8 protein-coding genes are annotated in these 13389 nt (G+C 66.8%); 2 read left to right on the top strand and 6 right to left on the bottom strand.

Annotated features, from left to right (window positions below; translation table 11 throughout):
* Nucleotides 1-33: 33 nt before the first annotated feature.
* Complete coding sequence (locus tag ABIC35_RS15960) at nucleotides 34-1080, top strand: homocysteine S-methyltransferase family protein (protein WP_121073298.1); 1047 nt, start codon at nucleotides 34-36, stop codon at nucleotides 1078-1080.
* A 130-nt stretch (nucleotides 1081-1210) separates the two neighbouring features.
* Nucleotides 1211-3808, top strand: coding sequence for a methionine synthase (metH, locus tag ABIC35_RS15955; RefSeq protein WP_121073300.1), 2598 nt, complete (start codon nucleotides 1211-1213; stop codon nucleotides 3806-3808).
* 18 nt (nucleotides 3809-3826) lie between these two features.
* Here metH and ABIC35_RS15950 read toward each other — a convergent pair whose 3' ends face one another.
* From ABIC35_RS15950 to ABIC35_RS15925, 6 genes are all read right to left on the bottom strand, one after another.
* Entirely contained in the window at nucleotides 3827-5776 is a 1950-nt protein-coding gene (locus tag ABIC35_RS15950) for a TonB-dependent receptor plug domain-containing protein (RefSeq protein WP_121073302.1), read from the bottom strand.
* A gap of 243 nt (nucleotides 5777-6019) precedes the next feature.
* Nucleotides 6020-7204 carry an NAD(P)/FAD-dependent oxidoreductase gene (locus ABIC35_RS15945; RefSeq protein WP_121073304.1) on the bottom strand — a complete coding sequence of 395 codons (1185 nt, stop codon included), beginning with the start codon at nucleotides 7202-7204 and terminating at the stop codon, nucleotides 6020-6022.
* A 91-nt stretch (nucleotides 7205-7295) separates the two neighbouring features.
* Entirely contained in the window at nucleotides 7296-8690 is a 1395-nt protein-coding gene (lpdA, locus tag ABIC35_RS15940) for a dihydrolipoyl dehydrogenase (protein ID WP_121073306.1), read from the bottom strand.
* Between the two features lie 105 nt (nucleotides 8691-8795).
* Nucleotides 8796-9071, bottom strand: coding sequence for a GIY-YIG nuclease family protein (locus ABIC35_RS15935; protein WP_354278511.1), 276 nt, complete (start codon nucleotides 9069-9071; stop codon nucleotides 8796-8798).
* Nucleotides 9072-9191: 120 nt separating this feature from the next.
* The gene (gene odhB, locus ABIC35_RS15930) at nucleotides 9192-10412 is read right to left on the bottom strand and encodes a 2-oxoglutarate dehydrogenase complex dihydrolipoyllysine-residue succinyltransferase (RefSeq protein WP_121073310.1); all 1221 of its coding nucleotides are present in this window, start codon (nucleotides 10410-10412) and stop codon (nucleotides 9192-9194) included.
* 2 nt (nucleotides 10413-10414) lie between these two features.
* Nucleotides 10415-13345: a 2-oxoglutarate dehydrogenase E1 component gene (locus ABIC35_RS15925; RefSeq protein WP_183049291.1), complete on the bottom strand. Its 2931-nt coding sequence runs from the start codon at nucleotides 13343-13345 to the stop codon at nucleotides 10415-10417.
* Between the last annotated feature and the right edge of the window lie 44 nt (nucleotides 13346-13389).

Here is a 13389-nt window from a genome sequence, read left to right as displayed (position 1 = left end):
CTGAAGGGGAGGGGCTTACGTGAGGAATTTGACATGACTGCACGCGAGAAACTGCTGGCCGAAGCCGCCAAGCGCATCCTGATCACCGACGGCGCATTCGGCACCGAGATCCAGAACTGGAAGCTCGACGAGGCCGCCTATGCCGGCAACCTCGGCCTTTCCCACGACCAGAAGGGCAACAATGACATCCTCGCGCTGACCAAGCCCGAGGTGCCCGGCTCGATCCACCGCGCCTATTTCGAGGCGGGTGCCGACATCGCCGAGACCAACACCTTCTCCGCCAACCGGATCAGCCAGGCCGATTATGGCGCCGAGCATCTGGTCCGCGAGATCAACATTCAGAGCGCCAAGCTCGCCCGCAGCATCGCCGACGAGTACGAGGCCAAGGACGGCCGCCCGCGCTTCGTCGCCGGCGCGCTGGGGCCGACCAACAAGACGCTGTCGCTGAGCCCGGATGTCAACGATCCCGGCTATCGCGAGATCGACTTCGATTACCTCAAGGACGTGTATCGCGAGCAGATCGACGCGCTGGTCGAGGGCGGCATCGACTTCGTGCTGATCGAGACGGTGTTCGACACGCTCAACGCCAAGGCCGGCATCATGGCGGCGATCGAGGCGGGCGAGGCGCTGGGCCGCGACCTGCCGATCATGCTGTCGATGACGCTCACCGATCTGTCCGGCCGCAACCTCTCCGGCCACACGGTCGAGGCGTTCTGGGCGGCGGTGCGCCATGCCCGGCCGGTAACGATCGGGCTCAACTGCTCGTTCGGTGCCGAGCAGCTCCGTCCGCACGTCAAGACGCTGTCGGCGCTGTGCGACACGCTGATCATGATCTACCCGAATGCGGGGCTCCCCAATGAGCTGGGCGCCTATGACGAGATGCCGGCGACCACGGCGGGCCTCGTCAAGGAATGGGCCGATGCGGGGCAGGTGAACATCCTCGGCGGCTGCTGCGGCTCGACGCCCGCGCATATCGGCGCGATCGCCAAGGCGGTGCAGGGGCTGACTCCGCGCAGCATTCCCACGCCGGAAGTACGGACGCGGCTGGCGGGCCTCGAACCGTTCACTATGGCGGCCTGACTTCTCTCCCCTCCCGCGTGCGGGAGGGGTCGGGGGTGGGCGCCCGCTTGCCTCCAGCGATACGGCCCGTGGACAGCGGGCGCCCACCCCTAGCCCCTCCCGCATGCGGGAGGGGGATGAGTTTTGATCCATGACCACGCCTTCCTCCACCAACTTCGTCAATGTCGGCGAGCGCACCAACGTCACCGGATCGGCCCGCTTCAAGAAGCTGGTGATGGCCGGCGACTATCCCGCCGCGGTCGAAGTCGCGCGCCAGCAGGTCGAGAACGGCGCGCAGGTGATCGACGTCAACATGGACGAGGGCCTGCTCGACGCCGTCGAGGCGATGACCACCTTCCTCAAGCTGATCGCCGCCGAGCCGGACATCGCCCGCGTGCCGGTGATGATCGACAGCTCCAAATGGGAGGTGATCGAGGCCGGCCTCAAGTGCGTCTCGGGCAAGCCGATCGTCAATTCGATCAGCATGAAGGAAGGCGAGGAAGCGTTCCTCTACCACGCCCGCAAGTGCATGGCGTACGGCGCCGCCGTCGTGGTGATGGCGTTCGACGAGGTCGGCCAGGCGGATACGCAAGCGCGCAAGGTCGAGATCTGCGACCGCGCCTACAAGCTGCTCACCGGCATCGGCTTCCCGCCGGAGGACATCATCTTCGACCCCAACGTGTTCGCGGTGGCGACGGGGATCGAGGAGCACAACAACTACGGCGTCGACTTCATCGAGGCGTGCCGCGAGATCAAGAAGCGCTGCCCGCACGTCCATATCTCGGGCGGGCTGTCGAACCTGTCGTTCAGCTTCCGCGGCAACGAGCCGGTGCGCCGGGCGATGCACAGCGTGTTCCTCTACCACGCGATCCCCGCAGGCATGGACATGGCGATCGTCAATGCCGGCCAGCTCGACGTCTATGACGCGATCGACCCCGAGCTGCGCGTGGCGTGCGAGGACGTGGTGCTCAACCGCGATCCGGACGCCGGCGACCGGCTGGTGGCGCTCGCCGAGAAGTATCGCGGCACCGATGCGGTGGCGGAAAAGCAGGCGGCCGAATGGCGCAGCTGGCCGGTCGCCAAGCGGCTGGAGCATGCGCTGGTCAAGGGCATCGACGCGCATGTCGTCGAGGATACCGAGGAATGCCGCCAGATCTTCGCGCGCCCGATCGAGGTGATCGAGGGCCCGCTGATGGACGGCATGAACGTCGTCGGCGACCTGTTCGGATCGGGCAAGATGTTCCTGCCGCAGGTGGTCAAGTCCGCCCGCGTGATGAAGAAGGCCGTGGCCCACCTGCTCCCCTATATCGAGGCGGAGAAGGAAGAAGGCGCCAAGGGCAAGGGCAAGATCGTGCTCGCCACGGTGAAGGGCGATGTGCACGATATCGGCAAGAACATCGTCGGCGTGGTGCTCCAGTGCAACGGCTTCGACGTGGTGGACCTGGGCGTGATGGTGCCCTGGTCGAACATCCTGCAGGCGGCGGTCGAGCACGATGCCGACATGATCGGCCTGTCGGGCCTGATCACGCCGAGCCTCGACGAGATGGTGACGGTGGCCGAGGAAATGCAGCGCGCGGGCATGACCATGCCGCTGCTGATCGGTGGCGCCACCACCAGCCGTGTCCACACTGCGCTGCGCATCGACCCGGCCTATACCGGCCCGGTGGTGCATGTGCTCGACGCCAGCCGCGCGGTGGGCGTGGCGACGGCGCTCGTCTCCGACACTCAGCGTGATCCCTACGTCACCAAGATCGCCGACGAATATGAGCATGTCCGCGTCACCCGCGCGGGCAAGGGTCAGAGTGAGCTGCTGCCGCTGGAAGACGCCCGCGCCAACGCCTTCGAGGCCGACATGACGCTCAAGCCGGGCAAGCCGCGCATGCCGGGCGTGCACAGCTTCGACGACTGGGATCTCAAGGACCTGCGCGACTATATCGACTGGACGCCCTTCTTCCGCGCCTGGGAGCTGGCCGGCAACTACCCGGCGATCCTCACCGACGAAGTGGTCGGCGAGAGCGCGACCTCGCTGTTCGCGGACGCCCAGAAGATGCTCGACAAGATCATCGCCGAGCGCTGGCTCACCGCGCGCGGTGTCGCGGGGCTGTGGCCGTGCCGCCGCGAGGGCGACGACGTGATCGTGCATCTCGAGGACGAGCATGTCCGCCTGCCGTTCCTGCGCCAGCAGATCGCCAAGCGCGAGGGCCGCGCGAATATGTGCCTGGCCGATTTTATCGATCATGACGGCGACTGGATCGGCGGCTTCGCGGTATCGATCCACGGCATCGAGCCGCACCTCGCCCGCTTCAAGGCGGCGATCGACGATTATTCGGACATCCTGCTCAAGGCGCTAGCGGACCGTCTGGCCGAGGCGTTCGCGGAGCGGCTCCACAAGTTCGTCCGCACCGCACTCTGGGGCTATGCCGAGGGCGAGCAGCTCGACAATGACGCGCTGGTTCGCGAGCAATATCGCGGCATCCGCCCGGCGCCCGGCTATCCCGCCTGCCCCGAGCACAGCCTCAAGCCGATCCTGTTCGATCTGCTCGATGCCCACAAGCGCACCGGCATCAGCCTCACCGAAAGCTTTGCGATGCTGCCGACGGCGGCGGTCTCGGGCTTCTATTTCGGCCACCCCCAGGCCGAATATTTCGGCGTCGCCCGCGTCGGGCCGGACCAGCTCAAGGACTATGCCGTCCGCCGCGGGATCAGCGAGGAGCTGGCGACCCGCTATCTGCGGCCCAACCTGGACTGATCCCCGCCGCCAGGCGCGTCACAGCGCCCGGCGGATCTGCACGTACATATATTGCCCGCGCCGCTGGATGCGCCGTTCGTGGTACAGCAGCGGCGAGGCGTTGCGCTCGGCATTGTAGACGTCGCGGTCGTAGATCCGCGCGGCGTTGTTGAGATTGCCCGCGTCCAGCCGGATCGCCAGCCGCTTGCTCGGCTTCCAGATGCCGTACACCTCCAGCGTCGGCTCCACCACGGTCGTGCGATATTCGTCGATGCGGTAGAGATGCGTGCTCGGCTGGCCGCAGCTGCCATAGATGCCGTAAGTGAAGCGACCGCCGAACAGATCCTGGCTGAAACTTCCCGAACAGGTGACGGGCACTTCATTGGCATAGCGGCGGCGCTCGCCGGTCAGCGGATCGGTGACGCGGCTGCGCACCAGCTCGGCATTGCCGCGGAAGCGCGCGTCCTTGATGCCCAGCTTGTCGAAGGGAAGCGTGAGCGTGGTCGACAGCGTGTCGCGGGTGCCGTTGCCGATATTGCCGATCGCATCGAACCCGCCCTCCAGCGGGATATAGTCGATCACGTGGCGGGTCGCTTCGTGCTTGGCGCCCAGCTCCAGCGCGCCCTTGCCCCAGAAACGGTGCTCGACCACGGCTTCGAGCGTCAGCGTCTGCTCGGGCACCAGATCGGCATTGCCGGCGCGAACGGTGCCCAGGTTGATCTCGGTCGCAGCGACGAAATCGGTGAAGTCGAGCTGGCTGACGCTCTGCTCCACCCGCAGGCGCAGCTGGTCGCGCTTGGTGGGGCGCAGGGTCAGCTGCACGCGCGGCTTGGGATAGAAGAAGGAACGGCTGCGCGGCGTGTCGCCATCGGCGCGGATCCGCGATACTTCGGTGCGCAGCCCCGCCTCCAGCGTGACCGGTGCCGAGGGCTGCCAGCGCGCCAGCCCGAACAGCTCGCCGCGCACTTCGCTAACGAACACCTTCTGGTCGGGAAGCGTCACCGGCGTGCCCTGCGCCGTATAGGCGGTGCGGTTGTCGAGGAAGTTGTAGGCGATCTCGCCGCCGCCCTCGAAGGAGAGCTTGCTGCTCGGCTTGTGCCGCAGGATCGTGCGCAGGATCGATTCGCCGGTGCGCGATTGCTGGCCGAAGGTGGAGGCGAAATCGCCGATCAGCGTGTTCGAATCATAGCCGACATGGCCCAGCCGCTGCAGCCCGATCACCTCGACTTCGCTCTTCTGGCCGAGCGCGCGCGTCCAGTTGGCGCCGAGTTCGCCCTTCCATTGGTGGGTGATGTCGGTGGCGCGGCTGTCGTCGCCGCTGCCTTCCACCGTGGTGGCGGTGAAGCTGGTCGGGTAATCGAGATAGTCGAACCGGCCGTTGACCGTCAGCAGCCCGCCGCCCGCGGCGCGCTGGATCGTCGAGCGCAGCGTCGCGGTGCGGTCGCGGTCCCACAGGTCGAGCGTCTGGCGCACCAGCAAATTGCCCGCGGCGTCGCGGCGGACGCGGTTGCCCTCCGCGGTGCTGCTGGTGCGGTCGCTGAGCACCTCCAGCGACACCTCGTCGCGGCGATCGCCGTCGCGCCGGGCATATTGTAGCGTCACGTCGGGGCCGACATAGCCGTCGCGGTAGATATAGCTCTGGAAGTTGATCAGCTTCTCGGTGGAGGCGGTGCGCTTGAGCACCACGTTCGCGATCACCGCGCGACCCTGCATGTCGATGCCTGGCGCGCCGCCGCGGATCAGCTCGATCCGCGCGACGCTGCCCGCGCTGATCCGGCGCAGGATCTCGCCCAGGCCGTCGGTCTTGGAGGCGGGCGGCTTGCCGTCGATCAGCACGTTGCCGGTGTTGCCGGCGAGCCCGCGAGCATCGCCATTGCCGACGTCGAGCGTGAAGCCCGGCAGGCGCTGCACCATGTCCAGCGCGGTCGGCAACGCGGTATTCGCGAAGAATTCTGGCCCATAGACCAGCACCCCCGCCGCAGGCGGCACGCCGGGGATGCCTGAGGCCGGGTCAGGCTGTTGCTGTGCGAACGCGGCGACAGGGCAGGCCAGTGCGGCAGCTGCCAAAACGCACCTGACTTTCATTCGAGTCGAAATGTCCCCCCAGGCGCAACAAGATAATTGCTCCTTCGCGCAAGTCTGGCCGATCCAGCGCAAGCTTTGCAAACGAAAACCGGGTGTTAAGCAACTTTCCGGAGTCTAACGTGCTGTTCGCGCAACAGGCGTGCAATCTTACAACGTCTGCGCCGCGGCCCAGCCGCTCGCCCAGGCCCATTGGAAGTTATAGCCACCCAGCCAGCCGGTCACGTCCACCGCCTCGCCGATCGCGTAGAGGCCGGGCACTTTCCGCGCTTCCATCGTCTGCGAGGAGAGATCGGCGGTGCTGATCCCGCCGACGGTCACCTCGGCCTTGGCGAAACCCTCGGTGCCGTTGGGGGTGAAGCGCCAGCCTGCCAGCTGCGCCTCGGCCTGCTCCAGCAGCGCGTCGCGGCAATTGCCGAGCTCGCTGGGCAGGGCGATGCGTTCGGCCAGGGTGGTGGCGAGCCGCTCGGGCAGCTGGCGGTTGAGCAAGCTGCGGAGGCCGAGGCGCGGTTCGGTGCGCTTGGCCTCGCGCAGCCAGCCCTTGGGCTGCTCGGGCAGGAAGTCGATCGCGATCGATTCGCCATGCTTCCAGTAGGAGGACACCTGCAGGATCGCCGGGCCGGAGAGACCGCGATGGGTGAACAGCGCTGCCTCGCGGAAGCTCGCCTTGCCGGCGCTTGCGGCGACGGGGGTGGAGACGCCGGAGAGGTCGCGGAACAACGCCTGGTCGGGGCCGAGGGTAAGGGGGACGAGCGCCGGGCGCGGCTCGACGACCTTGAGGCCGAAGCGCCGCGCGAGATCATAGGCGAAGCCGGTCGCGCCGAGCTTGGGAATCGCCGGGCCGCCCGTGGCGATGACCAGGGCAGGGGCCTCGGCGATGCCCTTGCTGGTGGTCACGCGGAAGCGGCCATCGGCATGGTCGATGTCGGTGATGCTGGCGCCGAGTTCGATCGTCACGCCGCCCATCGCGCATTCGCCGAGCAGCATGTCGACGATCTGGCGGGCCGAGCCGTCGCAGAACAGCTGGCCCAGCGTCTTCTCGTGCCAGGCGATGCCGTGGCGCTCGACCAGCGCGAGGAAATCCTGCGCGGTGTAGCGGCCCAGTGCCGACTTGGCGAAATGCGGGTTGGCGGAGAGGTAGCGATCGGGCGCGGTGCCGAGATTGGTGAAGTTGCACCGCCCCCCGCCCGAGATCAGGATCTTCTTCCCCGGCGCCTCGGCATGGTCGAGCAACAGCACCTTGCGCCCGCGCTGGCCGACCATCGCCGCGCAGAACATCCCCGCCGCTCCGGCGCCGAGGATGATTGCGTCATGGGTGCCGAGGGATGCGTGCATGCAGGGCCGTTAGCGCGGTTCTGGGGCCTCGAACAGCAAAACGCCGCCGGGGATGCCGGCGGCGCTTGCTTCGGTCCGAAGGTGAATCGGATCAGATGTGGATCGGCTTGCCGAGTACGCCCATCGCCGCTTCCTTGATCGCCTCGGAATGCGTCGGGTGGGCATGGCAGGTATAGGCGATGTCTTCGGACGTCGCGCCGAACTCCATCGCCTGCGCCACCTGGGCGATCATCGTGCCGGCCGGCGCGGTGATGATCCAGGCGCCGAGCACCTTGTCGGTCTTGGCGTCGGCGATCACCTTCACCCAGCCGGTGGTGTCGTCGATCGCTTTGGCGCGGCTGTTGCCCGCCATCGGGAACTTGCCGACCTTCACCTCGCCCTTTTCGCGCGCCTGCTCCTCGGTGAGGCCGACGCCGGCGATTTCGGGGTGGGTGTAGACGACGCTCGGGATCACCGCGTGGTTCACGATGCCGGTCAGGCCGGCGATGTTCTCGGCAACCGCGATGCCTTCGTCCTCGGCCTTGTGCGCGAGCATCGGGCCGGGGATCACGTCGCCGATCGCCCACACGCCGTCGACGGCGGTGCGGAAGCTGTGATCGGTCTCGATCTGGCCGCGCTGGTTGGTGGCGAGGCCGATCTTGTCGAGGCCCAGGCCCTCGGTGTTCGGACGACGGCCGATCGCGACGAGCACGACATCGGCCTCCAGCGTCTCCGCGGCGCCGCCGGCGGCGGGCTCGATGGTCACGCTGGCCTTGTCGCCGTTGACGACGACGCCGGTCACCTTGGTGGAGAGCTTGATCTCCATGCCCTGCTTCTTGAAGATCTTGGAAGCTTCCTTCCGCACTTCACCGTCCATGCCGGGGAGCAGCTGGTCGAGATACTCGACCACGGTCACCTTGGCGCCGAGGCGCTGCCAGACCGAGCCGAGCTCGAGCCCAATCACGCCGCCGCCGATCACGACCATGTTGGCCGGCACCTTCTCCAGCGCGATCGCACCGGTGGAGTCGACGACGACCTTCTGGTCGACCGTCACGCCCGGCAGCGGGGTGACCGATGAACCGGTGGCGATGACGATGTTCTTGGCGGTTACGGTGCGCTCGCCCACCTGCACGGTGTGTGCGTCGATGAAGGTGCCGAGGCCCTTCACCCATTCGATCTTGTTCTTCTTGAACAGGAATTCGATGCCGCCGGTCAGGCCCTTCACGGCCTTGTCCTTGTCCGCCATCATCGTCGGCAGGTCGAGCTCGACCGAGCCGAGCTTGACGCCGTGCTTCGCCAGCGCGCCCGAGGCGGCTTCGTAGAACAGCTCGGAGGCGTTCAGCAGCGTCTTGGAGGGGATGCAGCCGACGTTGAGGCAGGTGCCGCCCAGCGTCTCGCGGCTCTCGACGCAGCCGGTCTTGAGGCCCAGCTGCGCCGCGCGGATCGCCGCGACATAGCCGCCGGGGCCGGAACCGATGATCAGGACGTCGAAATCATATTCAGCCATTTTCCGCTCCATGCGTGCGCCGCGTCAGGCGCCTTGCCGTGCTCCTGCGAAAGCAGGAGCCCAGGGTTGCGAAGGTCGTTCCTCGATCCGGCGCCATCGCGCGGCTCAGCCGAAGAGCGTCCCGTACAAATCCTTCCACTGCGGGTTGTCGCGTTCGATCAGCTCGATCTTCCACGCCCGCTTCCATTTCTTCATCTGGCGTTCGCGAAGCCGCGCCCCGTCCAGATCCTCATGCGCCTCGTACCAGACGAGAAGCGTGCAGCCTTTATCCTTGGTGAAGCCCTCGATCACCCCATTGCGATGCTGGTACGCCCGGCCGGGCAAGTCGCTGGTCGATCCGACATAGATCGTCCCGTTGCGCTTGTTCGCCATGATGTACACGCAGCCGGATTTCGTCGGGCTTCTCCTTGGTTCCGTGCTCCTGCGGAAGCAGGAGCCCAGGGCCACACGCGATGTATTTCCCAACCCTGGGCCCCCGCTTCCGCGGGGGCACAAGTTGTATCAGAGGTCGATCAGCAGACGGGTCGGGTCCTCGATCGCGTTCTTGATCGCGACGAGGAAGGTCACCGCTTCGCGGCCGTCGACCAGGCGGTGGTCGTAGCTGAGCGCGAGGTACATCATCGGGCGGACGACGACCTGGCCGTTGCGGACGACCGGGCGATCCTCGATGCGGTGCAGGCCGAGCACGGCCGACTGCGGCGGGTTGATGATCGGGGTCGACATCAGCGAGCCGAACACGCCGCCGTTGGAGATGGTGAAGGTACCGCCCTTCATCTCGTCCATCTTGAGCGTGCCGTCCTTGGCGCGCTTGCCGAAATCGCCAATCGTGCGCTCGATGCCGGCGACCGACAGGTCCTGCGCATCGCGGATCACCGGCACGACCAGGCCCTGCGGGGCCGAGACCGCGACAGAGACGTCGCAATAGTCGTGATAAACGATCTCGTCGCCCTCGATCGAGCCGTTGACGCCGGGGATGTCCTTCAGCGCCATGCACGCGGCCTTCACGAAGAAGCCCATGAAGCCCAGGCGAACGCCGTGCTTCTTCTCGAACAGGTCCTTGTACTTGGCGCGCGCCTCGATCACCGCGGTCATGTCCACGTCGTTGAACGTGGTGAGCATGGCGGCGGTGTTCTGCGCTTCCTTGAGGCGCTTGGCGACCGTTTGGCGCAGGCGGGTCATCCGCACGCGCTCTTCCTTGCGACCGCCGGTCGCTGCCGGAGCGGCGACGGGGGCAGGCGCAGCGGCTGCCGGCGCAGCAGGCTTGCTGCTGGCGGCGGCGATCACGTCGTCCTTGGTCAGGCGGCCGTCCTTGCCGGTGCCCTGCACGGTCGAGGGATCGACACCGGTTTCGAGCACCGCACGGCGCACCGATGGCGACAGCGCAGCGGCATCGGCCGAGGGGGCCGGGGCAGCGGCAGGCGCCGGAGCCGGCGTTGCGGCCGGAGCAGCAGCGGCGGGAGCCACAGCCGGAGCGGCGGCCGCACCTTCACCGGCGATGATCGCGATCACCGCGCCCACTTCGACGGTATCGCCAACCTTGACGATCTGCTCGCCCATCACGCCGGCGACCGGCGAGGGGACTTCGACCGAGACCTTGTCGGTCTCGAGGCTGGCGATCGGCTCGTCGGCGCGGACGGGATCGCCCGGATTCTTCAGCCATTCACCGACGGTAGCTTCGGTGATCGATTCGCCCAGTACAGGGACTTTGACTTCGGTGGCCATTTTCAACCTTTCCGGGTGCGGCGGATTTCTTCGCGGACATTATGGCCGAGCGCGTCGGCAACGAGCGCGCCCTGCTCTGCGGTGTGGCGCTTCATCAGGCCGGTGGCGGGCGAGGCCGCCGCGGCGCGACCGGCATAGCGCGGACGCTGTACCTTCGTGCCCGCGTCGATGAGGCATTCCTCGATCAGCGGCTCGACGAAGAACCAGTAGCCGTTGTTCTTCGGCTCTTCCTGGGCCCACACCACCTCTTCGAGGTTCGTCATGCGCTTCAGCCGCTCGGTCAGCGGCTCGCCCGGGAACGGGTAGAGCTGCTCGATCCGGACGATCGCGGTGTTCTTGTCGCCCGCCGCGTCGCGCGCTTCGATCAGGTCGTAGGCGACCTTGCCGGTGCAGAGCACGAGGCGCTTCACCTCGGTATCCGCCGGCGCGTTCGGGTCCGACAGGATCCGCTTGAAGTGGCTGTCGCCCAGGAACTCCTCGGCGCTCGACACCGCCATCTTGTGGCGGAGCAGCGACTTGGGCGTCATCTGGATCAGCGGCTTGCGGAAGTTGCGGTGCATCTGCCGGCGCAGCAGGTGGAAATAGTTGGCCGGCGTGGTGATGTTCACCACCTGCATGTTGTCCTGCGCGCAGAGCTGGAGGAAGCGCTCCGGACGCGCCGAGCTGTGCTCGGGGCCCTGGCCTTCATAGCCGTGCGGCAGCAGCATCACCAGGCCGTTGGCGCGGAGCCACTTGGACTCGCCCGACGCGATGAACTGGTCGATCATGATCTGCGCGCCGTTCACGAAGTCGCCGAACTGCGCCTCCCACAGCACCAGTGCCTTCGGATCGGCCAGCGCGTAGCCGTACTCAAAGCCGAGCACGCCATATTCGCTGAGCGGCGAATCGAGCACCTCGAAGCTGCCGTGCGGCACCGTGGTGAGCGGCACATATTTGGCCTCGGTCTTCTGGTCGACCCAGACGGCATGGCGCTGCGAGAAGGTGCCGCGGCCCGAATCCTGGCCGGACAGACGCACCGCATAGCCTTCCGAGAGCAGCGAGCCGAAGGCCAGCGCCTCGCCGGTCGCCCAATCGAAATTGGTGCCCGACTTGAACATCTCGCGCTTGGCATCGAGCACGCGGCCGAGGGTCTTGTGGATCTCGAGATCCTCCGGGACCGTGGTCAGCGTGCGGCCGAGGCTGTCGAACAGCTTCTTCTCGATGCCGGTCTCGACGTTGCGGCGCGAACCCTCGCCGTCCGACGGCGCGCCCAGGCCCGACCAGCGGCCGGCGAACCAGTCCGCCTTGTTCGGCAGATAGGTCTTGCCCGCCTCGAACTCGCCTTCGAGCAGCGTGGTGAACTGGTGGGTCTTCTCGTCGATGAAGCCCTGGTCGACCACGCCCTCGGCGATCAGCTTCTGGCCATAGATGCTGCTCACACCGGGGTGCTGGCGGATCTTCTGGTACATCAGCGGCTGGGTGAAGCCGGGCTCGTCGCCTTCATTGTGGCCGAAGCGGCGATAGCACCACATGTCGATCACGATGTCGCGGTGGAATTCCTGGCGGAACTCGATCGCCACCTTGCAGGCGAAGGTGACGGCTTCGGGATCGTCGCCGTTGACGTGCAGGATCGGCGCCTGGACGCCCTTGGCGACGTCCGACGGATAGGGCGAGGAGCGCGCGAACTGCGGGCTCGTCGTGAAGCCGACCTGGTTGTTGATGACGAAGTGAATGCAGCCGCCGGTATTGTAGCCGCGGATGCCGGAGAAGCCGAGCGTCTCCCACACGATGCCCTGGCCGGCGAAGGCCGCATCGCCGTGGATCAGCACCGGCAGGACCTGCTCGTGCTTTTCCAGATCGCCGCGGATCGTCTGCAGCGCGCGCGCCTTGCCGAGCACGACCGGATCGGCCGCCTCGAGGTGCGACGGGTTGGCGACCAGCGACATGTGGACGCTGATGCCGTCGAACTGGCGATCGGTGGAGGTGCCGAGGTGGTACTTCACGTCGCCCGAACCGGCGACGTCGTCCGGGTTGGCCGAACCGCCGCCGAACTCATGGAAGATCACCCGGAACGGCTTTTCCATAACGTTGGCGAGCATGTTCAGCCGGCCGCGATGGGCCATGCCGTACACGATCTCGCGGACGCCCTGCTGGCCGCCATATTTGATGATCGCTTCCATCGCCGGGATCATCGATTCGCCGCCGTCGAGGCCGAACCGCTTGGTGCCGACATATTTCTTGCCGAGGAATTTTTCCCACTGCTCGGCTTCGATCACCTTGGACAGGATCGCCTTCTTGCCGTCGGGCGTGAAGGTGATCGCCTTGTCCTTGCCTTCCATCCGGTCCTGGAGGAAGCGACGCTCCTCCACGTCCGCGATGTGCATATATTCGAGGCCGACATTACCGCAGTAATTGGCCTGGAGGATCGCAACGATCTCGCGCACCGTGGCGTGCTGCAGGCCGAGCGCACCGCCGAGATAGATCGGGCGATCGAGATCGGCGCCCGAGAAGCCGTGATATTCCGGCGTCAGATCGGCGGGCAGGTTCTGGCGGGCGAGGCCCAGCGGGTCGAGATTGGCGGCGAGATGGCCGCGCACCCGGTAGGTGCGGATCAGCATCATCGCGCGGATCGAATCTTCCGCGGCCTTGGTCACGTCCGCCGTCGAGGCGGCGGGGGCAGCCGGCTTTGCGGGCGCGCCGCCCTTGGCGGGCTTCGGCGCGGGCTCCATCTGGGTGGGGTCGAGCCCGGCCGTGAGCGCGTCGGTTTCGGTCAGCGGCCAGTTGGCGCGCTGCCAGCTGGGGCCAGAGGCCGTGGATTCGAGACCCTCGAACCAGGCACGCCAGCTCGGTTCGACAGAGGCCGGATCGCTCTTGTAGCGCCGGTACAGGGTCTCGACGAAGCCGGGGCTCACACCGCCGGCGATGTCGTCGAAGTCGAGGCCTTCATAGCCCATGATCATGCTTCCGTTCGTGTTAGCGCTCCCATCCCCACCTATAT

The organism is Sphingomonas trueperi (assembly GCF_040545965.1).
GTDB classification, from domain to species: domain Bacteria; phylum Pseudomonadota; class Alphaproteobacteria; order Sphingomonadales; family Sphingomonadaceae; genus Sphingomonas; species Sphingomonas trueperi_C.
Note: the sequence above shows the minus strand (reverse complement) of the source record. Positions and strands in the feature narration are given on the sequence as shown.

Excerpts from the sequence above, each read along its gene's own strand:
- ABIC35_RS15960 (WP_121073298.1), top strand. The coding sequence starts at position 34 with ATGACTGCACGCGAGAAACTGCTGGCCGAAGCCGCCAAGCGCATCCTG.
- metH (WP_121073300.1), top strand. The coding sequence starts at position 1,211 with ATGACCACGCCTTCCTCCACCAACTTCGTCAATGTCGGCGAGCGCACC.
- ABIC35_RS15945 (WP_121073304.1), bottom strand. The coding sequence starts at position 7,204 with ATGCACGCATCCCTCGGCACCCATGACGCAATCATCCTCGGCGCCGGA.
- lpdA (WP_121073306.1), bottom strand. The coding sequence starts at position 8,690 with ATGGCTGAATATGATTTCGACGTCCTGATCATCGGTTCCGGCCCCGGC.
- odhB (WP_121073310.1), bottom strand. The coding sequence starts at position 10,412 with ATGGCCACCGAAGTCAAAGTCCCTGTACTGGGCGAATCGATCACCGAA.
- ABIC35_RS15925 (WP_183049291.1), bottom strand. The coding sequence starts at position 13,345 with ATGGGCTATGAAGGCCTCGACTTCGACGACATCGCCGGCGGTGTGAGC.